Raw genomic sequence first — 19958 nt, 5'->3', positions numbered from 1 at the left:
GCTAGCTCCAGCTGCGGCATCTGCCGCAGCGCAGGTAAAAACGACGCGCCAATTTTGCCGCATCGACTCGCCCGGTGCACGCGTCAGTGATCACTTCTGTCGGTAAGCCTTTGCCGTGCAGAGGCTGGGTGCTTCAGCGCGAGCCGTAGCGCTCGGTCAGCGCCTTCATCACCGAGGGATGAACAAATTTGCTGACATCGCCGCCGAGCCGTGCGATCTCGCGGACCAGGGTCGAGGATATATACGAAAATTTTTCCGATGGGGTCAGAAACAGGCTTTCCACGTCCGGAACGAGCTGGCGGTTCATATTGGCCAGCTGGAACTCGTATTCGAAATCCGAAACCGCCCGCAGGCCGCGCAGCAGCACGTTGGCCTTCTGTTCGGTGACGAAATGCGCCAGCAGGGTAGAGAAGCCCATGACCTTGACGTTCGGCAGGTGCGAGGTCACTTCCTTGGCCAGTGCGACGCGTTGCTCCAGCGGGAACAGCGGATTCTTGTTGGGGCTGGCAGCGACGGCAATGATGACTTCGTCGAACAGGCGCGAGGCGCGCTCGACCAGGTCGGTGTGGCCCATGGTGATCGGGTCGAAGGTTCCCGGATACAGCACTCGATTCATCGCGGCGTCCTGACGCATGCGTGGGGGGTGGATGGTAGCGGCTCGGTGTCGGCAGCGTAAAGCATCAAAGCGGATGGCTGCCGAGTGCCAGCACAACGAAGCCGTTCATGCACTTTTCAATCGTTCGGCCAATTGACTCGAGAGCTTCGCGGCGAGGCCGTAGATGGATAATTGCGGGTTGGCACCGATGCTGGTGGGAAACAGCGAACCGTCGTGGATCGACAGGTTGTCCAGGTGATGATGCCGGCCAAGGCTGTCAGTGACCGCCTGACGCGGGTCTTCGCCCATGGCACACCCGCCCATCACATGGGCGCTGCCAAGACGGGTGCGATACAGCTCCAGACTCAGCCCATCGATCATCTGGCGCGCTTGTTCGAGGGTGGCTGCATGGCTTGCGTCGCTGTGCAGCGGTAAAACCGTCTTGGCGCCCGCTGCGAATTGGATTTCGGCCATGCTGTGATAAGCACGTCGGATACCATCCCAGGTATAGGGTGTCATCCGGTAGTCGAGCGTGGGCGTGCCGTCGCTGCGCAGCTGAACCTCGCCTTCGGCGCTGTCAGGGTGAAAACCGTCGCGCATCAGCGCAATCATGGCATTGGTATGCGGCAGCTGTTCCATACGCAGCGCGTTGTCGATACCGCCGCGGCCGAGCAGCGTTGCGGCGAGGGCCGGATGGATGGGCGGCACTTCGAGCTTGTAAGACATACGGCCGCGGGTGCCATCGTCCCATTGGAATTGATCGGAATAGATCGACTGGGGCGCGCCGTAGAACGGGTTGATCACCTGCTCGAACTGGGCGGCGGAGAAATTGACCAGATGCAGAAAGGTACGCTTTCCGACGCGCTGATGTGGGTCGGGTGCGTCCGAGCGCAGCAGGATTGCGGGTGTGTTGATCCCGCCGCCGGCGAGGATGTAATGGCGTGCACGAACGCGGATCTTGTGCCCAGTCGGCGCAACGCTGCGCGCATCCATGGCGAGACACTCCAGTGCGGTGACGCGCGACTTGTCCATAACAAGGCGTTCGGCGCGAGCGAGGTAAAGCAGCTCGCCGCCGGAATCCAGCGTAGCGGGGATACTTGTCACCAGCATCGACTGCTTGGCATTGGTCGGGCAGCCCATGCCGCAGTAACCCAGGTTCCAGCAGCCTCGCACGTTGCGCGGGATCACCGCCCAGCTGTAGCCGAGCGCATCGCATCCGTCTCGGATCACCTGATTGTTGGCGTTGGGCGGCAGTGGCCAGGGCTCGATGCCCAGGCGCTGTTCCATGCGTTCGAACCAGGGCGCCATGGACTGCTCGGAAAGGCCTTTGACCGAATGTTCGCGAGCCCAGTGCTCCAGGGTGGCAGCTGGGGTGCGGAAACTCGATGTCCAGTTCACCAAGGTCGAGCCACCGACGGCGCGCCCTTGCAGGATGGTGATGGCGCCGTCCTTGCTGGTGCGGCCGATCGCCTCCTGATAGAGCGAGGCGTAGGCGGACGGCTCCTGCATGTCGAAGTCGCGGCTGCTGCGTAGCGGGCCTTCCTCGATCAGCAGTACCTTGTAACCGGCTGCGCTGAGGAGCTCGGCACTTGTGGCACCGCCAGCTCCGCTGCCAACGATGGCAATGTCGGCGTCGAGTGTAAGGTCCCGTTCGAGCTGCGAACCGTCATGGGTCTTCCAGCCGCGAGCTATACCTTCAGCAAAGGGGTCGGTAACAGGCATTGCGAATTCCTCAAGTCGGTCGAGCGGTCACTGCATTCACTGCTAGATAACCGGCGGGCCGGGGTAGCCGCAGTGACGCCAGGATTCCGGTCGGCCATACCAGGCCATCAGGATCATCTGCTGAAGCGAGGCATGACCCTGGCGCAACAGTGCGACCGAGCTGTTCTCCCATCGCTGTAGAAACGCCTGTACCTCGCCATCCTGCGCCTGTTCCCAGGTGCCCCAGATGCCCGTCAGCGGGCCGCGGGTGAGGGTAAGAGAGAGCAAATCAAACAACTGCTGCACCTGTTTCAACACGGCGGGCGACAGATGGGCGAGCCCTTGATCGAGGCTCGTCAGGGTGCCCTGCACGGCGCTGGGCATGTTCGATTCCGGCACGGCACCTTCGAGCAGGACTGGCGTCAGGCGCTGTAGCATCGGCAGGTCGCTGTCGCGCAACTGAATGAAGCCCACAGCTGACTGCTCGGCTCGGCACCCGGCCAAACTGCCGAGCAGGCCGGCGCTGGCCAAAGCGGCGCTGCCAAACAGCCCGACTCTGAGAAGGCTACGGCGGGAAAATGATCGCTCGGCACTGGTCATTGTTGTTGTTACCGATTGCGCTTTTTCAGCGCACGAAGAATTTGTAGACCAGCTTCTGCAGCGCCTTGCCGTAAGGGGGGTAGATCATCCGGGCGGCATTGAAGCGCTGCTTGATGAATACCCCTTTGGCCTTGCTGAACGTAAGGAATCCGTCGTGCCCGTGGTAGTGGCCCATCCCTGACGGGCCTACGCCACCAAAGGGCAGATCATCCTGCGCGACATGCAGCAGCGTGTCGTTGAGGCAGACACCGCCGGAATGGGTATGACGCAGCACCCGGCGCTGCTCGGCGCGGTCGTAGCCGAAGTAATACAGCGCCAGCGGGCGTGGGCGTGCGTTGACATAGGCGAGGGCCTGATCGATCCCGTCATAAGGCACCACCGGCAGCAGCGGGCCGAAGATCTCGTCCAGCATGACTTGCATCTCGTCAGTGACGTCGAGCAGCAGGCAGTGCGGCATGCGCCGGTCCTGTCCCTGCGTGAACAGTGGGAGCACGCGCGCACCCTTGGCCTGGGCATCGTCCAGATAGCCTTGCAGCCGGGCATGCTGCCGCCGATTGACGATGGAGGTGTAGTCGGGGTTGTCTGCCAGTTGTGGATAGAAGCGCAGAACGACCTTTCGATAGGCCTCGACAAAGTCATCGATGCGCTGCCGTGGTACCAGCACGTAGTCCGGCGCGACACAGGTCTGTCCGGCATTGAGCGTTTTGCCAAAGGCAATACGCTCGGCAGCGTCGGCGAGCGGCACGTCGTTCGAGACGATAGCGGGCGACTTGCCGCCCAGTTCGAGTGTCACCGGGGTCAGGTTTTCTGCGGCGGCCCGCATGACGTGACGGCCAACGCTGGTGCTGCCGGTGAACAACAGGTGATCGAACGGTAGCCTGGAAAACGCAATGCTCACGTCCGCCTCGCCAAGGACAACCGCGACCTGGTCCTCTGGAAATATCTGCGCGAGCAAGTCCTTGAGTAGCTGGCCGGTAACCGGTGTCGACTCGCTCATCTTCAGCATCACCCGGTTGCCGGCAGCCAGCGCGCCGATCAGCGGGCCGATGGCCAGATACAGCGGGTAGTTCCACGGCACGATAATGCCGACCACCCCGAGTGGCTGGTAAACGACGCGGGCGCTGGCGGGCTGAAAGGCCAGCCCAACACTGCGCCGAGAAGGCTTCATCCAACGCGGCAGGAGGCGTTTGGCGTGGCGAATGCCATGCAGGCTGGGCATGATCTCGGCGAGACGAGTCTCGTCAGCCGAGCGATTACCGAAATCCTCACTGATGGCATCGATCACCGGCTGCTGATGACTGGCGAGCAAGTCATACAGCGCTTCTAGCCACTGCAGGCGATCCGCTGCAGTAGGGCTGGGGTAGGCCTGAAAAGCACTGCGCTGACGCTCGAACAGCGCCTGTAAACGCTCGGTTTCGAGATGGGTGGGATGCGAATACACGGCGTCGGCAAGCATGAACGATGCTCCGGAAAGGCGACAGAGTGAGGATTTCTAGAGTAAAAACTCTAAACTGTCAAACCTGTGCGCATCTACGGCAGCCGGGTTACCTTTGCGCTCCGGCTAAGCACGACGAAGTGGCTTTACGCGATGTCCCCGAAACCAAGCACCCGCGAACGTATCCTGCAGGCCAGCCTGGAGCTGTTCAACGCCCAGGGCGAACGCAGCGTGACCACGAACCACATCGCCGCCCATCTCGGCATTTCGCCGGGCAACCTCTACTACCACTTCCGCAACAAGCAGGCGATCATCGCTGAGCTGTTCGGGCAGTATGAGTCGCGTGTTGACCAGTTTCTGCGACTGCCTCAGGAGCGGGAAATGCAAGTTCAGGACAAGGCGCTTTATCTCGAAGCGCTGCTTGATGCGATGTGGGACTACGGATTTATTCATCGTGACCTCGAAGGCCTGCTGGGTGCTGATCCCGAACTCGCAGCGCGCTACCGGTTATTCGCGGGTCGCTGTTTGCAGCACGCGCGCAGGATTTATCAGGGTTTCGTCGAGGCCGGCATATTGCTGGCTGACGAAATGGAGATCGACGCGCTAGCACTTAACGCCTGGATCGTGCTGACGTCCTGGGTGCGCTTCCTCGGTACCGCATGCGCTGGCGCGGGCTCGGGCCAGCTCGATCGGCTGCACCTGCGGCGTGGTATCTATCAAGTGCTGGCTCTGGAAAGTGGCCTGGTTGCCGCTGACGCGGCTGAAGTGGTGCGCACCCTGCAGGAGCAATACTTTGTCGCTAGCGAGCAGATACTGCTCTGATTGAACGCGGCGTCTACGAGCTGAACAAAACCTGTCTGCGCTGACGAAGGGGCGCCTATAGAGGCAACAAACAAACTACAATGATGGCTATTCAATATCGTCATTTGGGCTGCCAGACGTCATGCCATCATCAATGCCGCGTGTCGGCGTATTGGGTGTTTCATCGTTACCGTTGACCGGCGTCGACGTCGAGCGGCACGCCGATCTCCTTGCATTGCAGAGTGAGCCTGCCTATGACGTGGTATTGCTCGACCTGCCTGGCGCCCGCGCCGGCGAGGCGCTGCGCAGTTTGCGGATGGACAAGCGCTATCGATTCAGCCTGATCTATTGCTGCCAGGACCTTGACCCCTGGTGCGCCGCGCTGGGCGATGGCGCGCCGCCGCCTGACCTCAGCGCGTTGGTGCCATTGTGGCGCCTGTGGTGCGAGCGGTTCGGTTTGTTCAATCGTGGCAGTGCCCCCGAGCGCTTCGAAGCAAGGGTATTGGCCTGGCTCTGGCTGCGCCCGCGTGGCAGCGTGCTGGCCGTGCGCGATGCCAGTGTCGCCCAGCATTACCGCTATCCGCTGCTGGAAGCGCTGGAGGATGACGAGACGCCCAACGCCTTCGCCTGGCTGCAGCTGATGACGCAGCAGGGATGGTTCGAAGAAGCCGAGTTGCTCGACCGCGTACGACTGTGCGTCAGCTGCGGCTCGGGGCGCCTGAACTATGTCGACGTCTGCCCGGAATGCCAGACACTGGAAATCGCGCGGCAGCCGTCGCTGCACTGCTTTACCTGTGGTCACGTCGGGCCGCAGGAACATTTCCTTAAAGACGGCCTGCTGCTGTGTCCGAACTGCCTCAGCCGTTTGCGCCATATCGGCAGTGACTACGACAGGCCGCTGGAAAACTACCGCTGCCGCGGTTGTCATGCCTTCTTCGTCGATGCCGAGGTGGAGGCGCGATGCTTGGACTGCGGGCACGCTCATGCGCCCGACAAGCTGAGGGTGCGCGAGGTTCGCAACTATCGCCTGGCCGAGGCCGGTCGCTTGCGGTGTCGTCAGGGCTACAGCGCGAGCGTCGTTGAGACGGACCACTTCGGCCAGCTCAATCTCCTGAGCCAGAAGAGCTTCCATGAGCTGCTCAACTGGCAGTTGCAGATGGTTCGACGCTACAAGAAGCCAGGGTTTTCACTCCTGGGCCTGCGTTTCGTCAACTTGGCGACGACCATCAACGAGCTCGGCGAGCTGCGCGGCCACGCCTTGGTCGACAGCCTGGTGGAGCGGCTACAGGAAGCCGTGCGCGATACGGATCGCTGCTGCCGGGTCAGCGAAGAAATTCTCTGGATCATGATGCCGCACACCGAGGCGCAGGGCTTAGAAGTGGTGAGCAAGCGGCTGGCACAGGGCGCCGAACAGCTGGCCAGTGCGCAGATTGGTCGGCTGCAGCTGCGCCAGGCGACTTTTACGGCTCCGGCTGACCTGCTCGAGCATGAAGACGCCGCCCTGCTGATCGCACGCGTCAACGGAGAGCTGGGCTGAAATGGACGCCTTCTGGCTGCAATGGCTCGGCATCCTCGGTGAAATCGATAAACCCGACGGGCTGGGCTATTTGCTGGTGATGCTCTTTCCGGCGTTCCTGTTGCTGGAAGTGCCGCTCAACCTGGTCACGTTGCTCGGCGTCTTGCGCTGGTTCGTGCGCAAGCCATTCGAGCTGCCGGAAGGCAACAGCTATCGCCCCCGAGTCTCTTGCATCATTACCTGCTATAGCGAGGGCCGTGATGTGCAGACCACGTTGCTAAGCCTCTGCGAGCAGACCTACCGCGGCGAGATCGAGATGATCCCGGTGGTCGACGGTGCGGCCGTCAACCTCTCGACGATGCAGGCCGTGCGGGACTTTCGCGTGGATGGCCGGCTGTATCCGCACCGTCTTCTGCGACCGATCGCCAAGTGGCAGCGCGGGGGGCGGGTGTCCTCGCTCAACGCCGGCCTCGAGTACAGCACGGGCGAAATCGTCATGGCGCTGGATGGCGATACGTCCTTCGACAACGACATGGTGGTCAACGTCGTGCGGCACTTCCAGGACCCGCAGGTACCTGCCGTGGCGGGCAGCCTGCGTGTACGCAATACGCGCAAGTCGCTCACCACGGCGATGCAGGCATTGGAATACCTGCTGTCCATCCAGATGGCCAAGATCGGGCTCAGCGAATGGAACGTGGTGAACAACGTTTCCGGGGCGTTTGGCGCCTTTCGTCGCAGCTTCCTGGAAAAGATAGGTGGCTGGGATACGCACACGGCAGAAGACCTGGACCTCACACTGCGCATCAAGAACTACTTCGGCCGCAAACCACTGCGTATTCCGTTCGAGCCTTGTGCAATCGGGCATACCGACGCGCCGGTGACCTTCGCCCAGTTCCTCATGCAGCGTCTGCGCTGGGACGGTGACCTGTTCTTCCTTTACGTGCGCAAGCATCGCCACAGCTTTACACCGCGCCTGCTGGGCTGGCCCAACTTCATCGTGGTTCTGGTGAGCGGCTTCTTCTTCCAGCTGGTGCTGCCGTTCATCATCGTCGGCTACTTCCTGGTGGGCCTTTACGCGCTGACCTTTTCGACCTTCATGGTGCTCGCGCTGCTGGTTTATCTGGTTTACCTGGCCAATACGCTGCTGGCCTACATCGTGCTGCTGACAATGGTCTCCGAGCGGCCACGGCAGGATTTGTGGCTGTGCTGGGCCGTGCCGATATTTCCTCTGTTCATGTTTGTCATGCGCTGCTGGAGCGCGGTCGCCATCCTCAACGAGATGCTGCGTCGCGGTCATGAAGAAACTTCCATGGCGCCCTGGTGGGTGCTGCGCAAGGCGAAGAGGTTCTGATGCTTAGGGCATGTGCAATTGTGCTGTTGTTCTGTACGGCGCTCGTCGCACGAGCTGAGGTGTTGCCGCTGTCTACGTTGCTTGAAGGCGCCGAGACCAGCGCTTCGGTACGTGCTGTGGACGCCGAGCTGGTGGCGCTCCAGGCGCTGCAGCAGCAGCGTGAAGCCGAGGCCGGCTGGCAATGGTTCGCTTCGGCCGGGGCTGGGCACTACCGCGAGCTGGTAACGGACGATCTGCGTGACGATTACTACGGACGCGATCTGGCCCTCGGCCTGCGACACCCGCTGTTGGGCAGCCTGCACCGGCAGCTCGACGCCGTTCGCAGCGTGGAGTCCGATCGTATGCAACAGCAAGCGCGGCGCGAACTGTATCGCCTCGAACAACGCTTGGCGCTGCGCAGCGCTTATGCCGATTGGTGGCGAGCGCAACAGGAGCGACAGTGGTGTCGGTCGATTGTCGGCAGTGCCGAGCAGGCCCGTTCTCGTTTGGCGGAGCGTGTACACGGCGGCTGGCTACTGGCCTCGGAAGCGCGTTTGCTGGACGCTCGTTGGCAAGCACTTGAGCAAAAATGCGCTGGCAATCAACTGGTACTGGACGAAACCCGTTTCAGCCTGCAGGCGCTTGCCGGACGACCGATCGAGCCGCAGCATCAGGCGGGTGCCGAGGCACTCGTGCTTTCTGCGCAGCCCGTGGACGCCTGGCTGCAGTCGTTAGAAGCGCACCCGCGTCTACAACAGCGCCGCGAGCAGTTGCGGCGCGCCGAGCAGAACCGCGAGTCGCCGTGGTATGCAGGGGTCGATTCCAATTTCAGCGTCGCGCAGAGCTACGAGGACCGCAACGGCAGTAGCAAGCCGGGTAACGGTCTGGTTGCCAGCATCAATCTGTCGACACCCTTCGATCCGCTGGGCTATCGCCGAGCGCGAGGCGATGAGGTTGAAGCCCGGCAGCATTCGGCACAGGCACAGCTTGAAGCTGAGCGTGAGCAGATGGTGCTAGCCCTGGCGCAAGCGCTACGAGCCCAACGGTTGGCCGCCGATGAGATGTCCCAGGCGCGCGGACAGCTAGAGGCTACTGCGCTGGCGCTACACGAACAGCGTCTGCGCCGTGAAGGTGAGATTGATCAGGCATTTCTTGGCGCGATTACCGCTGAACTCGAACAGGGTTATGCCGAGTTGCGACTGATCGCTGCCTGGCACGGCCTCTGGCTGCGCGAGGCCGCGCTGCGCTTGTTTGTCGAGGAAACCGGTGCGGCATCGGCCTTGCTGGGGCCGTTGAAGGCGGACTGGCCAGGCCAGGGCAAAACCACCCACCGATCGGCCGCCGTGCAGAAAGACGCCTGGCGCCAAGGCGTCTATGTTTGGGACAGCCGAAGCCTGCTCGATCCAAACACCCGCAGCGAAGCCCTGCAGGCGTTGCAAGCAGCCGGCATGCAGCGCGTCCATCTCGGTCTCAGCGCGGCCCAGGTGGCCGAGCCCATGAAACTGCGCAGTCAGCTTTCCGATGCTCTGCGTGACGCGCATGCGCGGGAGCTGGAGGTAACGCTTCTGCTCGGCGATCCGCAGTGGATCCTGCCGAAGCCTCGCCATGATCTCGTCGATCTGCTGAAAACCTTGGCGCCACTGCCGTTCGATGCTCTGCATCTGGATCTCGAAGTCGAGCAACTCGGCTGGCCGGTTCCAGAAGACCGTCTGCGCGATTGGATGGACACCCTCGAGTCCGTGACACAAGTCAGCCCCTGGCCGCTGGAAGTGTCGAGCCATCACCGCTGGTTTGCCCAACCGGCTGCCGGTGGATTCTGCGTTCCCTGCCGCCTGCAGCAACGCGGCGTGCGTCAGGTGAGCCTGATGATCTACACCCGCAACCCGGACCGCAGTGCTGAACTGGCGCAGGGCATTGCCCGGCGCTGGCCCGGGCTCCGGTTTCGTCTGGCGCAGAGCGTGGAGCCGCAGTTGTCTGCGCAGGAAAGCTGGAAGGATGCCACCCGACTGCAGCTGGAAAAACAGGTCGCGAACTGGCGACACCGCCTGCAGGCGGTGTCGGTGACCGGCATCGACTGGCAGGACTGGTCCTACTTCCCTCATTGAGCTGAACCGCATGAAGATCAAATTTTCCAGTGCCAAGGAGCAGCAGCCGACCCAGGAGCAAGGGCTTCAGGTGCTCTATGCGCCGGGCAAACGCATGGCTTTTCGGTTGCGCTGGTACCTCATCCTCCTGGCCGTTGTCAGCCCACTGCTCTGGCTGGTGGCGCGCTGGGTGCTGGCACTCTGGTTGATCGAGGCGCCGGCCCAGCTTCATTTGCCGGGTGCGGAGCTGCGCGCACGCGATGGCGCTCAAGTTGATCAGGTTCTTGTTCAACCGGGACAGCGCGTGAAGGCCGGGGAGGTGCTGGTTCGGTTGGACAATCCTGAGTGGCGTGCGCGCCGCTTTATGCTGGCCGCCCCCGCCGATGCGCCAGATACGGCTGAGCGTGAAGCGCTGGAGCGCGAGCGGGCTTTGCTCGACAGCCAGCTGTCGCGCGCCCAGGCACGGGTCGATCAGATGCAGGGCTTGTTCGAACGCGGCGCGGCGACTCGGGGCGAGTTATTGTCGGCCGTCGATCAGCGCGACGGGCGTTTACGCGATCTCTACCAACTGGCGCAGCGTACGCGGCCTGCCGTGAGCGTCGACCAACGCCAGCGCAAGTTGGAGCTTGCCTGGCTGGACAGCCGCCTGCAGGCACTGGAACTGCGCGCCGAGGAAGACGGCAAGGTTGGCGAGATACTTGTCGCGCCAGGTGAGAATGTCGGCCCGGGCACGCCGCTGCTGCGGCTGGAGCGCGACGGTGAGGCGCAGGTCTGGGTTTATCTCAACCCCCGGCATGCCGCCGACGCGGCCATCGGCAAGTCGCTTACGCTGGTCTTTCCGGATGGCAGCAAGCGTCCGGCACAGGTGGTGCAAACCGTGGACGACGCGGCGTCGGTGCCCGTCGAGCTGCGCCCGCCGTTCAGCGCACCGACGCGCAGCTTGAGGGTCATCGCACGAGTAGATGATCTGCCGGAGCGCTGGCGGATCGATCGGCTCGGCCTGAAGGCCCGTTTCCCCCATGACTGGCTGCCATTAGCAGACTAACTGGCGTCAAGCTCCCAGCCACTCCGGTATTCGCCGCTCCAGGTAATAGCTTGGTTTGGTCGGCGAGCCTTCGACGAATCCGACGTGACCACCCGTTCTGTGCAGCTCCAGGGTGGTGGTGGCTGAAAGCTCATCGGGTTCGGGCACGCTGTGGCGGAAGACGAAGGGATCGTCCTCGGCCTGGATCAGCAGCGTCGGGATGCGGATGTCGGGCAGGAAGTAGCGGCTCGAGGCGCGGCGGTAGTAATCGGTTGCATCGGCATAACCGTGCAGTGGTGCGGTGAAGCGGCCGTCGAAATCCCAGAAGGTGCGCATGCCTTTCAGCGAGCCCAGCCGCTGGAGTGCCGAAAGATGCTCGTCATCTCCCTTGCTCGCAAAGAGCTGCTGCTTGTCCTTTACGTAGGCCACCATCTCGCGCATAAAGTGCGCTTGGTATATCCGCGAAAAACCGAGGCCGATACGGTCGGCGCACTGGTCCAGGCGAAAGGGTACGGAAACCGCCACGGCCTTTTGCAGCGGTGTCGCCTGGCCGGTTTCGCCGAGGTATTTGAGCAACACGTTGCCCCCGAGCGAATAACCTACGGCATGGAGCGGCGCCAGTGGTCGCGCGGCTTGCAGGTGAATGGTCACTTCAGTCAGGTCATCGCTGGCGCCGGAATGATAGGCGCGTGGGAGCAGGTTCGGCTCACCAGAACAGCCTCGCCAGTTGATCGCGACACTTGCCCAGTTCCGACCTGCCAACGTCTGCTGCAATCCGAGCACATAGAGTGAGTTCGATGAGCCAGTCAGCCCATGCAATATCAGCACGAGCGGTGCCTCGGGATCCTGTGGCCCGTGCCAATCGAGGTCGATGAAATCGCCGTCTGCGAGCCACAGCCGCTCTCGGCGGCGCTGAAGTAGAGGTGCCCGGCGGCAGAGCGGGTTCCACAGTGTCTGCAGGTGGCCCCCAGGCAGCCACCAGGCGGGCGTGAAAGGGTGATCTATTTCTGGGGCGGCGCTGAGATCAGGAACGGTGGCGGACATGGTTACTCGGGTTCGATGGCGCTGCGATCCGTGCTGACTAGTTGAGGCCCAGCCAGCCACGGTACCGTCCGGACAGTTACGCTTCGCCGCTGCGCTCCCACAGCGCGTAGTTCACCTTACCGGCCTGTTTCTCGCGGTGTAGGCGCCAGTTGCCGGGCAGGCCAAGGCTGGAGGGAGCAGCTTCGCTCTCGGTATAAACCCACGCGTGCTTGGCCAGCCAGCCCCGTTTTTCGAGCAGCTCGCAGGCGGGCTGCAGCAGGTTCTTGTTGAACGGTGGATCGAGAAATACCAGGTCGAACGGCGTCGGGCTCTGGGTTTCGAGATAACGCAAGGCGTCGCTTTGCAGCAGCTGGCCCTGGCCGCACTTGAGCGTATCCAGGTGCTTGCGCAGGTTAGCGATGGCATTGGCATTCACATCCAGCGCGAGGGCCATGCTGGCACCGCGCGAGAGGGCTTCAAGGTACAGTGCGCCGCTCCCGGTAAAAGGATCGAGTACCCGTGCACCGGAGAGGTACGGCGCGAGCCAGTTGAACAGCGTCTCGCGAACACGATCGGGCGTCGGTCGCAGGCCATCGGCCTCGGGAAAACCGAAGCGTCGGCTGCGCCATTCGCCGCCGATGATGCGCAGCTGGCCCTGGCCCCCATGGGCGGAGGGGCGGATGGGTGGATTGGCCATCAATGCTCCGGAATACTGCTGGGTTGTTCGAGGGGCTTCGCACTTGGCGGCGGCAGTGGCTTCTGCTCGACCTGCGGACCCGCCGTGACGATCACGAAGTCGTCCGGGCCGAGATGCTCGTTCATCGCGGCCTTGACGTCTTCGACCGACAGCGCCTGGACCTGTTGCATGAAGTCCTCGAGGTAGGTCCGTGGCAGGTCATAGAAACCGATGCTGCCCAGCTGCCCGACGATGTCACTGTTACTGGCCGTCGACAGCGGAAAGCTGCCGGCAACTTCGCGCTTGCTGCGCTCCAGCTCGGCGTCGGTCGGGCCGTTTTTCAGATAGTCGGCAACCAGCCCTTGAACCAGCTCAAGCGTGCCTTCAGCCAGCTCGGCTCGGGTTTGCAGGTTGATCATGAAGGGGCCGGCCACCTGCATCGGACTGAAGCCCGAATAGACGCCGTAGGTCAGACCGCGTTTTTCGCGCACCTCCTCCATCAAACGTGTACCGAAGCCGCCGCCGCCGAGAATCTGGTTACCCAGATACAGCGCGGCGTAATCCGGATGGCCGCGTGGGATGCCGAGTTGCGCCAGCATCAGGTGAGTTTGGTTGGACGGGAATTCGATGTGCTCAGTGCCGGCTGTTGGCTCGCTGGGTGGTGGCGGAGGCGGCAGTGCAGGGCCTTGCGGCAGCGCCGCTGAGACTTGCGCGGCGATGGCTTCGGCCTCCGCGCGGCTAAGGTCGCCAACCAGCGCGATCACCGCGTTGCCTGCGGTGTAGCCCTTTTGGTGGAACGCGCGCAGTTCCTCGACGCTGATGCCCGGGATCGACTCGGGCGTGCCTTCGCTGGAGTGAGCATAGGGGTGATCGCCATACAGCTGCTCGAAGAGTTCGAGGCTGGCCAGCTTGCCGGGGTTCTGTTTCTGGAATTCGAAGCCGGCGAGAACCTGATTCTTGATCCGTTGCAGCGAGTCTTCGGGAAAGCTCGGCTGGCCGACGACCTGGCTGAACAGCTGCAGTGCCTGCTCGCGTTTGTCCGTATCGCTCAGACTGCGCAGGCTGGCGACCGCCATGTCGCGATAGGACCCGTTGCCGAACTCTGCGCCCAGGCCTTCGAAGCCTTCGGCGATCGCGGTGACATCCTTGCCTTCGACGCCTTCATTGAGCATGGCGTTGGTCAGCATGGCCAGGCCGGGCACGCCGTCATCCTGGCTGCTACCTGCGGCAAAGGTCAGGCGCAGGTCGAACATGGGCAACTGGTGCGCCTCGACGAACAGCACCTTGGCGCCGCCGTCGGTCTGCCAGCTCTGAATGTCGAGTTCACGACGGGCCAGCGGCTTGTCGCCGAGCTCGGCCAGTGATTCGAGCTGGGTGCTGGTGGCTTCGGCCTCTTTGGCCTCAATGGCGATGGCCTGTCCGGACTCGGCCGGCGTGGCGACGGTTTCTTCGGTCGGCACCGGAATGGTTGCGACGGCATCGCCGGCTTCTTCGTTGCAGGCGGCCAGGCCGAGGCAAGACGCCAGCGTCAGGCCGAGCAGGCCGCGACGCAACAGGTGGCGATCACTCATTGCTGGACTCCTCGGGTAGTACATGGGCAACGCTCAGGCGCGAGCGGGTGAAATAGGTGCGAGCGGCTTGCTGAATCTCTTCTGGGGTAACGGCTTCCAGGGCGCTGAGCTCCTCGTCCATCAGCCGCCAGGAGAGCCCGACGGTTTCGAGCTGGCCGATGGTGGTGGCTTGCTGGGTGATGGAGTCGCGCTCGTAGACCAGCCCGGCGATGACCTGGGCGCGGACCCGCTCCAGCTCCTCAGCCGACGGCGCGCTCTGCTTGAGCTGTTCTAGCTGTTTCCAGAGGCCGGCCTCGACCTCTTCCAGCGTTCGGCCTTTCTGTATGTTTGGCGCAGCGCTCAGAACGAACAGCGTGTCGCCGCGGGCGTAGGCGTTGTACCAGGCCGAGGCGCTGGTCACCAGTTCCTCGCCGCGTTCGAGCTGCTGGGACAGACGTGCGCTGTAGCCGCCGTCGAGCAGCGCGCTGATCAGTCGCAGTGCATGAATCTGACTCGGGTCGTCGCTGGTGGCCAGGCTCGGTGTATTGAAGGCCATGATCAGGCTGGGTACCTGAGTCTGCACATGCAGGCGCAACCGGCGCTCGCCGGGCTCGTCCAACTCCAGAGGTCGCTTGGCGACAGGCAGCTCCTCCTTCTCGATCGGCCCGAAGTAGCGCTCGGCCAAGGTCCGCACTTCGTCCAGCGTGACGTCACCGACCACCACCAGGGTTGCGTTGTTGGGTGCGTACCAGCGCTCGTACCAGGTGCGCAGCTCCTCGATGGTCATCCGCTTGAGATCGGCCATCCAGCCAATGGTTGGGATGTGGTAGCCGCTGGCGGGGTAGGCCATGGCCTTGAAGCGTTCGAAAGCCAGCGCGCTGGGCTTGTCGTCGGTGCGTAGGCGGCGCTCTTCCATGATCACTTCGATTTCCCGCTCGAATTCCTCTGGCGGCAGCTTCAGGCTCGCCAGGCGATCGGCTTCCAGCTCGAAGGCCACGGCCAGTCGATCGCGCGCCAGGACCTGGTAATACGCCGTGTAATCGTCGCTGGTGAACGCATTCTCCTCGGCGCCCAGTTCGCGAAGGATGCGTGAAGCCTCGCCGGGGCCAAGCTTGCGGCTGCCCTTGAACATCATGTGCTCGAGCGCGTGGGACAGGCCTGTCTGGCCGGGCGACTCATAGCTGGACCCGACCTTGTACCAGAGCTGGGAAACCACGATCGGCGCACGGTGATCTTCGCGCACGATTACCTTCAGGCCGTTATCCAGAAAGAATTCATGGGTAGGTTGGGCTTCGGCGGCCAGGATCAGCGGTAGGTAGAGGGCGCCGAGTAGCAAGGCTGTGGCGCGGCGTAGCATCAAAGGCATAGGAGAAAAGACTCGTTCAATGATCGATCCCGCCTGCGATAGTGCTGGCTGACAAGGGCAAGCGGGCCATGGTACTGGTGCCCTTGTGTCAGGGCAAAGGCATAAGAAATTGCGTTGCCGGGTAGCAGTCAGGCGGATGGCCACGCTTAGCGCAGGCCGATGCTCAATGCTAGGATAGCGCCCGTCTGGCTAGTGGCATTTGCGCTGGCGTATCGCCCTCTTGAGAAAATCTTCTCCATGTTTGGTTCCAACGACGATAAGAAGGCGCCGGCCGAGGCTGGCGAAAAGAAAGGCTTGTTTGGCTGGTTTCGCAAGAAGCCACAGTCACCCGCGGCCGAGCCGCCGCCTGCCGAGCCTCTGGAAGACAGCCAGCCGTTCGCCGACGCGCCGGACAGCGCATTGCCCGATGAGGCAGAAAAGGTCGAAGAATCTCCCCTTGCGGAGCCGGAGCCTGCCCCGGATCAGCCCGACGAGGAACCGCAGATCAAGCCGACCGCTGAACTGCAGCTTGAGCCCGAGGCAGAGCCCGAGCCTACCCCGGAGCTTGTTCAGCCTGAAGAAGTGCCCGAATCGCCAGTGTTGGCCGAGATTGCCGTCGAGCCTGCTCCTGCACCTGTCGTGCAGGAGGCCCCGACCAAACTGGGCTTCTTCGCCCGGCTCAAGCAAGGCTTGTCGAAGACCAGCGCCAGCATCGGCGAAGGCATGGCCAGCCTGTTCCTCGGCAAGAAAGCCATCGATGATGACCTGCTCGACGAGCTGGAAACCCGCCTGCTGACAGCCGACGTTGGCGTTGAGGCCACTACGGCGATCATGCAGAACCTGGCGCGCCGAGTCTCGCGCAAGGAGTTGGCCGACAGCGGCGCGCTGTACAAGGCACTGCAGGAAGAGCTGGCCAGCCTGCTCAAGCCTGTCGAGCAGCCGTTGGTGATAGACAGCAGCAAACAGCCGTTCGTGATTCTGGTGGTCGGCGTCAATGGTGTCGGCAAGACCACCACCATCGGCAAACTGGCGAAGAAGCTGCAGCTGGAAGGTAAGAAAGTCATGCTGGCTGCTGGTGACACCTTCCGCGCGGCCGCTGTCGAGCAGCTACAGGTCTGGGGCGAGCGCAACAGCATCGCGGTGATCGCTCAGCACACGGGCGCCGATTCCGCGTCGGTGATCTTCGATGCGGTGCAAGCGGCCAAGGCCCGTGGCGTCGATGTGCTGATCGCCGATACGGCAGGCCGTCTGCATACCAAGGACAACCTGATGGAGGAGCTTAAAAAGGTCCGTCGGGTGATGGGCAAGCTCGACGACACCGCGCCGCACGAAGTGCTGCTGGTGCTCGATGCTGGCACCGGTCAGAACGCGATCAACCAGACCAAACAATTCAATCAGTCGGTCGAACTGACGGGCCTTGCGCTGACCAAGCTCGATGGCACCGCCAAAGGTGGTGTGATCTTTGCCCTCGCCAAGCAGTTCGGCACGCCGATCCGCTACATCGGCGTCGGCGAGGGCATCGATGACCTGCGCACCTTCGAGGCGGACGCCTTCGTCAATGCCCTGTTTGCCGAGAAGGGGACGGGCGGAGCCTCGTCATGATTCGTTTCGAACAGGTCGGCAAGCGCTATCCCAACGGCCACGTCGGATTGCATGAGCTTTCCTTTCATGTGCAACGCGGTGAGTTCCTCTTCGTCACCGGTCACTCCGGCGCCGGCAAGAGCACCTTGTTGCGTCTGCTGCTGGCGATGGAGCGGCCTAGCAGTGGCAAACTGCTGCTGGCCGGTCAGGACCTGTCGCGAATCAGCAACGCGCAGATTCCCTTTCTTCGTCGGCAGATCGGCGTGGTGTTTCAGAACCACCAGCTCTTGTTTGATCGCACCGTGTTCGACAACGTCGCGTTGCCGCTGCAGATCCTCGGGTTGAACAAGCGCGAAATCGGCCAACGCGTGATGACTGCGCTGGAGCGCGTCAGTCTGAAGGACAAGGCGCTGCAATACCCCTCCGACCTCTCCACCGGTCAGCAACAGCGGGTCGGCATTGCCCGCGCCGTGGTGCATCGCCCGGCATTGCTGCTGGCCGACGAACCGACCGGCAACCTCGACCCGCGTTTGGCAGCCGAAATCATGGGCGTATTCGAAGACATCAACCGCCTCGGCACCACTGTATTGATCGCCAGTCACGACCTGGCGCTGATCGCTCGTATGCGTCATCGCATGCTCACGCTGCAGCGTGGTCGATTGATTGGCGATGGGGAGGCCACTCGATGAGCACGCCCGAACAGAACCCGAACCCCGCCGAGCGCGCGGGTGGGGTACGCAACAAGCCCGAGCAGCCGAAGAGCGACGAGCCGGACTTCAAGACCCTTTTTCATGCCTGGGTGGAAAGCCACCGAGCCAGCGTGGTCGACAGTGTCGGCAGGCTGATCAAGCAGCCGATTGGTAGTTTTTTCACCTGTCTGGTCATGGCCGTCGCATTGAGCTTGCCGATGGGCCTGGCGCTCTTGTTGGACAATGTCGAGCGACTCGGCGGCTCCTGGCAGCGCGCGGCACAGATTTCGCTGTTCATGCAGCTGGACGTGGATGCTCCGCAGGGTCAAGCGCTGCGCGAGCAGATTCTGGCGATGCCGGACGTGTCCGAGGCCAGCTGGATCAGCCGCGAACAAGCGCTGGAGGAGTTTCAACAACTGTCGGGGCTCGGCGAGGCGCTGCGTGAGCTGCCGGAGAACCCCTTGCCCGGCGTGATCCTGGTGACGCCCAACGAAGTTGATCGCGACAACCTTGAGGCGCTGCGCCAACGCTTGGCGGACCTGCCCGGCGTCGAGCAGGCGCAGCTGGACCTGCTCTGGGTCGAACGGCTGACTGCCATCCTCAAGCTGGGTGACCGGTTCGTCTTCGGCCTTAGCCTGTTGCTGATCGCCACGCTGCTGCTGGTGATCGGCAATACCATCCGCCTGCACATCGAAAACCGCCGCACCGAGATCGAGGTGGTCAAGCTGGTTGGCGGAACCGACGGCTACGTCCGCCGCCCCTTCCTCTATATGGGCGCGTTGTACGGGTTGGGCGCTGGTCTGATCGCCTGGGTCCTGCTGGCGTATGGGCTTGGCTGGCTGAACGAGGCGGTCGTTGGGCTCGCGGGCTTGTACGGCAGCGATTTCGGTCTGGCAGGCGTACCAGCCGATGATGGAGTCTCGCTCGTGCTCGGTGCCGTGCTGCTGGGTTACATCGGCGCCTGGCTAGCCGTTGCACGGCATCTGAGCGAACTTGCTCCGCGCTAACTCTTTGATTTTAATGGCTTTATCGAGCTGTAAGGAAACTTTTCCGCAGACTTGAAGTCTCATGCGGCAGTGCTAAACTGCTGCAGCTTCATTTTTGGAGGACCTGCATGACATCTAATCTCCAACCTGTTCAAGCCCTGGTCCCGGGAGGCAATCTCGAGGCCTATGTGCAGACGGTCAACAGCATTCCGCTGCTCACGGTCGAGCAGGAGCGCGAGTTGGCTGGTCGCTTGTTCTACCAGCAAGACTTAGAGGCCGCCCGTCAGATGGTGCTGGCCCACTTACGTTTCGTTGTCCATATCGCCCGTAGCTATTCCGGCTACGGTCTGGCGCAGGCTGACCTGATTCAGGAAGGCAATGTCGGCCTGATGAAGGCGGTCAAGCGCTTCAACCCCGAAATGGGCGTGCGCCTGGTTTCCTTTGCCGTGCATTGGATCAAGGCCGAGATCCACGAATTCATCCTGCGCAACTGGCGCATCGTCAAGGTCGCCACGACAAAAGCGCAACGCAAGCTGTTCTTTAACCTGCGCAGTCAGAAGAAGCGTCTGGCCTGGCTGAACAATGACGAGGTCGAGCGGGTTGCCGACAGTCTCGGCGTTGAGGCTCGCGAAGTCCGCGAGATGGAAAGCCGCCTCACCGGGCATGACATGGCCTTCGATCCGTCAGCCGATGCTGACGACGACAGCGCCTATCAATCGCCTGCGCACTATCTCGAAGATCATCGCTACGACCCGGCGCGGCAACTCGAGGATGCCGACTGGAGCGATAACTCCAATTCGAATCTGCACGAGGCGCTGGATACGCTGGATGAGCGTAGCCGCGATATCCTTCAGCAACGTTGGTTGAGTGATACCAAAGCGACTCTGCATGATCTCGCTGCCAAGTATGGGGTTTCCGCTGAGCGGATCCGTCAGCTTGAAAAGAATGCGATGAACAAGCTAAAGGGTTCCATCCAGGCTTGATAGCTGAAGCCTCCGGCTTCCGGTCAGAATCCAAAGGCG

At 62.5% G+C, this 19958-nt stretch carries 17 protein-coding genes; 9 read left to right on the top strand and 8 right to left on the bottom strand.

The window, feature by feature from the left end:
* Positions 1-133: 133 nt before the first annotated feature.
* The 4 genes from coaD to PSTU_RS0115060 form a co-directional block, all read right to left on the bottom strand.
* Positions 134-616 carry a pantetheine-phosphate adenylyltransferase gene (gene coaD / locus PSTU_RS0115075; protein ID WP_029404817.1) on the bottom strand — a complete coding sequence of 161 codons (483 nt, stop codon included), beginning with the start codon at positions 614-616 and terminating at the stop codon, positions 134-136.
* A 105-nt stretch (positions 617-721) separates the two neighbouring features.
* Entirely contained in the window at positions 722-2317 is a 1596-nt protein-coding gene (locus tag PSTU_RS0115070; protein ID WP_019341858.1) for a GMC family oxidoreductase, read from the bottom strand.
* A gap of 42 nt (positions 2318-2359) precedes the next feature.
* On the bottom strand, positions 2360-2896 hold the full coding sequence (locus PSTU_RS0115065; RefSeq protein ID WP_019341857.1) for a hypothetical protein: 537 nt from the start codon (positions 2894-2896) through the stop codon (positions 2360-2362).
* 25 nt (positions 2897-2921) lie between these two features.
* Entirely contained in the window at positions 2922-4352 is a 1431-nt protein-coding gene (locus PSTU_RS0115060; protein ID WP_019341856.1) for a coniferyl aldehyde dehydrogenase, read from the bottom strand.
* 132 nt (positions 4353-4484) lie between these two features.
* On the opposite strand from PSTU_RS0115060, the gene PSTU_RS0115055 reads away from it, so the two are divergent.
* From PSTU_RS0115055 to PSTU_RS0115035, 5 genes are all read left to right on the top strand, one after another.
* Positions 4485-5153 carry a TetR/AcrR family transcriptional regulator gene (locus PSTU_RS0115055; protein WP_019341855.1) on the top strand — a complete coding sequence of 223 codons (669 nt, stop codon included), beginning with the start codon at positions 4485-4487 and terminating at the stop codon, positions 5151-5153.
* Positions 5154-5286: 133 nt separating this feature from the next.
* Positions 5287-6669 (top strand): diguanylate cyclase domain-containing protein, encoded by a 1383-nt coding sequence (locus tag PSTU_RS0115050; protein ID WP_019341854.1) that lies wholly within the window; start codon positions 5287-5289, stop codon positions 6667-6669.
* 1 nt (position 6670) lies between these two features.
* Positions 6671-7999 carry a glycosyltransferase family 2 protein gene (locus PSTU_RS0115045; RefSeq protein ID WP_019341853.1) on the top strand — a complete coding sequence of 443 codons (1329 nt, stop codon included), beginning with the start codon at positions 6671-6673 and terminating at the stop codon, positions 7997-7999.
* Entirely contained in the window at positions 7999-10083 is a 2085-nt protein-coding gene (locus PSTU_RS0115040) for a TolC family protein (protein ID WP_029404815.1), read from the top strand. The genes PSTU_RS0115045 and PSTU_RS0115040 overlap by 1 nt, the downstream gene beginning before the upstream one ends.
* Positions 10084-10093: 10 nt before the next feature.
* Positions 10094-11107, top strand: a complete 1014-nt coding sequence (locus PSTU_RS0115035; RefSeq protein WP_019341851.1) for an HlyD family secretion protein — start codon at positions 10094-10096, stop codon at positions 11105-11107.
* A 6-nt stretch (positions 11108-11113) separates the two neighbouring features.
* Here the strand turns inward: PSTU_RS0115035 and PSTU_RS0115030 are convergent, their stop codons facing one another.
* The 4 genes from PSTU_RS0115030 to PSTU_RS0115015 form a co-directional block, all read right to left on the bottom strand.
* Complete coding sequence (locus tag PSTU_RS0115030) at positions 11114-12130, bottom strand: hydrolase (protein WP_019341850.1); 1017 nt, start codon at positions 12128-12130, stop codon at positions 11114-11116.
* Between the two features lie 76 nt (positions 12131-12206).
* Positions 12207-12806 carry a 16S rRNA (guanine(966)-N(2))-methyltransferase RsmD gene (gene rsmD, locus PSTU_RS0115025; RefSeq protein ID WP_019341849.1) on the bottom strand — a complete coding sequence of 200 codons (600 nt, stop codon included), beginning with the start codon at positions 12804-12806 and terminating at the stop codon, positions 12207-12209.
* Positions 12806-14356 carry a M16 family metallopeptidase gene (locus tag PSTU_RS0115020; protein WP_019341848.1) on the bottom strand — a complete coding sequence of 517 codons (1551 nt, stop codon included), beginning with the start codon at positions 14354-14356 and terminating at the stop codon, positions 12806-12808. Before PSTU_RS0115020 ends, rsmD begins: the two co-directional genes overlap by 1 nt.
* Positions 14349-15701: a M16 family metallopeptidase gene (locus PSTU_RS0115015; protein ID WP_019341847.1), complete on the bottom strand. Its 1353-nt coding sequence runs from the start codon at positions 15699-15701 to the stop codon at positions 14349-14351. Before PSTU_RS0115015 ends, PSTU_RS0115020 begins: the two co-directional genes overlap by 8 nt.
* Positions 15702-15938: 237 nt before the next feature.
* Here PSTU_RS0115015 and ftsY point away from each other — a divergent pair, with 237 nt between their 5' ends.
* The 4 genes from ftsY to rpoH all read left to right on the top strand — a co-directional run bounded on the left by ftsY (position 15939) and on the right by rpoH (position 19919).
* Positions 15939-17282 carry a signal recognition particle-docking protein FtsY gene (ftsY, locus tag PSTU_RS0115010; RefSeq protein WP_019341846.1) on the top strand — a complete coding sequence of 448 codons (1344 nt, stop codon included), beginning with the start codon at positions 15939-15941 and terminating at the stop codon, positions 17280-17282.
* Complete coding sequence (ftsE, locus tag PSTU_RS0115005) at positions 17279-17950, top strand: cell division ATP-binding protein FtsE (RefSeq protein ID WP_019341845.1); 672 nt, start codon at positions 17279-17281, stop codon at positions 17948-17950. The genes ftsY and ftsE overlap by 4 nt, the downstream gene beginning before the upstream one ends.
* Positions 17947-18957 carry a permease-like cell division protein FtsX gene (ftsX, locus tag PSTU_RS0115000; RefSeq protein WP_019341844.1) on the top strand — a complete coding sequence of 337 codons (1011 nt, stop codon included), beginning with the start codon at positions 17947-17949 and terminating at the stop codon, positions 18955-18957. Before ftsE ends, ftsX begins: the two co-directional genes overlap by 4 nt.
* Positions 18958-19064: 107 nt before the next feature.
* Entirely contained in the window at positions 19065-19919 is an 855-nt protein-coding gene (rpoH, locus tag PSTU_RS0114995) for an RNA polymerase sigma factor RpoH (RefSeq protein WP_019341843.1), read from the top strand.
* Positions 19920-19958 lie beyond the last annotated feature (39 nt).

This window comes from Stutzerimonas stutzeri SDM-LAC, assembly GCF_000235745.1.
Taxonomy (GTDB): domain Bacteria; phylum Pseudomonadota; class Gammaproteobacteria; order Pseudomonadales; family Pseudomonadaceae; genus Stutzerimonas; species Stutzerimonas stutzeri_H.
This window is presented reverse-complemented; position numbering and strand designations above follow the sequence as displayed.

Coding starts and splice junctions, on each gene's coding strand:
- PSTU_RS0115020 (WP_019341848.1), bottom strand. CDS start 14,356: ATGAGTGATCGCCACCTGTTGCGTCGCGGCCTGCTCGGCCTGACGCTG.
- PSTU_RS0115055 (WP_019341855.1), top strand. CDS start 4,485: ATGTCCCCGAAACCAAGCACCCGCGAACGTATCCTGCAGGCCAGCCTG.
- PSTU_RS0115050 (WP_019341854.1), top strand. CDS start 5,287: ATGCCGCGTGTCGGCGTATTGGGTGTTTCATCGTTACCGTTGACCGGC.
- PSTU_RS0115070 (WP_019341858.1), bottom strand. CDS start 2,317: ATGCCTGTTACCGACCCCTTTGCTGAAGGTATAGCTCGCGGCTGGAAG.
- PSTU_RS0115045 (WP_019341853.1), top strand. CDS start 6,671: ATGGACGCCTTCTGGCTGCAATGGCTCGGCATCCTCGGTGAAATCGAT.
- rpoH (WP_019341843.1), top strand. CDS start 19,065: ATGACATCTAATCTCCAACCTGTTCAAGCCCTGGTCCCGGGAGGCAAT.
- PSTU_RS0115015 (WP_019341847.1), bottom strand. CDS start 15,701: ATGCCTTTGATGCTACGCCGCGCCACAGCCTTGCTACTCGGCGCCCTC.
- PSTU_RS0115065 (WP_019341857.1), bottom strand. CDS start 2,896: ATGACCAGTGCCGAGCGATCATTTTCCCGCCGTAGCCTTCTCAGAGTC.
- ftsX (WP_019341844.1), top strand. CDS start 17,947: ATGAGCACGCCCGAACAGAACCCGAACCCCGCCGAGCGCGCGGGTGGG.
- coaD (WP_029404817.1), bottom strand. CDS start 616: ATGAATCGAGTGCTGTATCCGGGAACCTTCGACCCGATCACCATGGGC.
- PSTU_RS0115030 (WP_019341850.1), bottom strand. CDS start 12,130: ATGTCCGCCACCGTTCCTGATCTCAGCGCCGCCCCAGAAATAGATCAC.
- rsmD (WP_019341849.1), bottom strand. CDS start 12,806: ATGGCCAATCCACCCATCCGCCCCTCCGCCCATGGGGGCCAGGGCCAG.
- PSTU_RS0115035 (WP_019341851.1), top strand. CDS start 10,094: ATGAAGATCAAATTTTCCAGTGCCAAGGAGCAGCAGCCGACCCAGGAG.
- PSTU_RS0115060 (WP_019341856.1), bottom strand. CDS start 4,352: ATGCTTGCCGACGCCGTGTATTCGCATCCCACCCATCTCGAAACCGAG.
- ftsE (WP_019341845.1), top strand. CDS start 17,279: ATGATTCGTTTCGAACAGGTCGGCAAGCGCTATCCCAACGGCCACGTC.
- PSTU_RS0115040 (WP_029404815.1), top strand. CDS start 7,999: ATGCTTAGGGCATGTGCAATTGTGCTGTTGTTCTGTACGGCGCTCGTC.
- ftsY (WP_019341846.1), top strand. CDS start 15,939: ATGTTTGGTTCCAACGACGATAAGAAGGCGCCGGCCGAGGCTGGCGAA.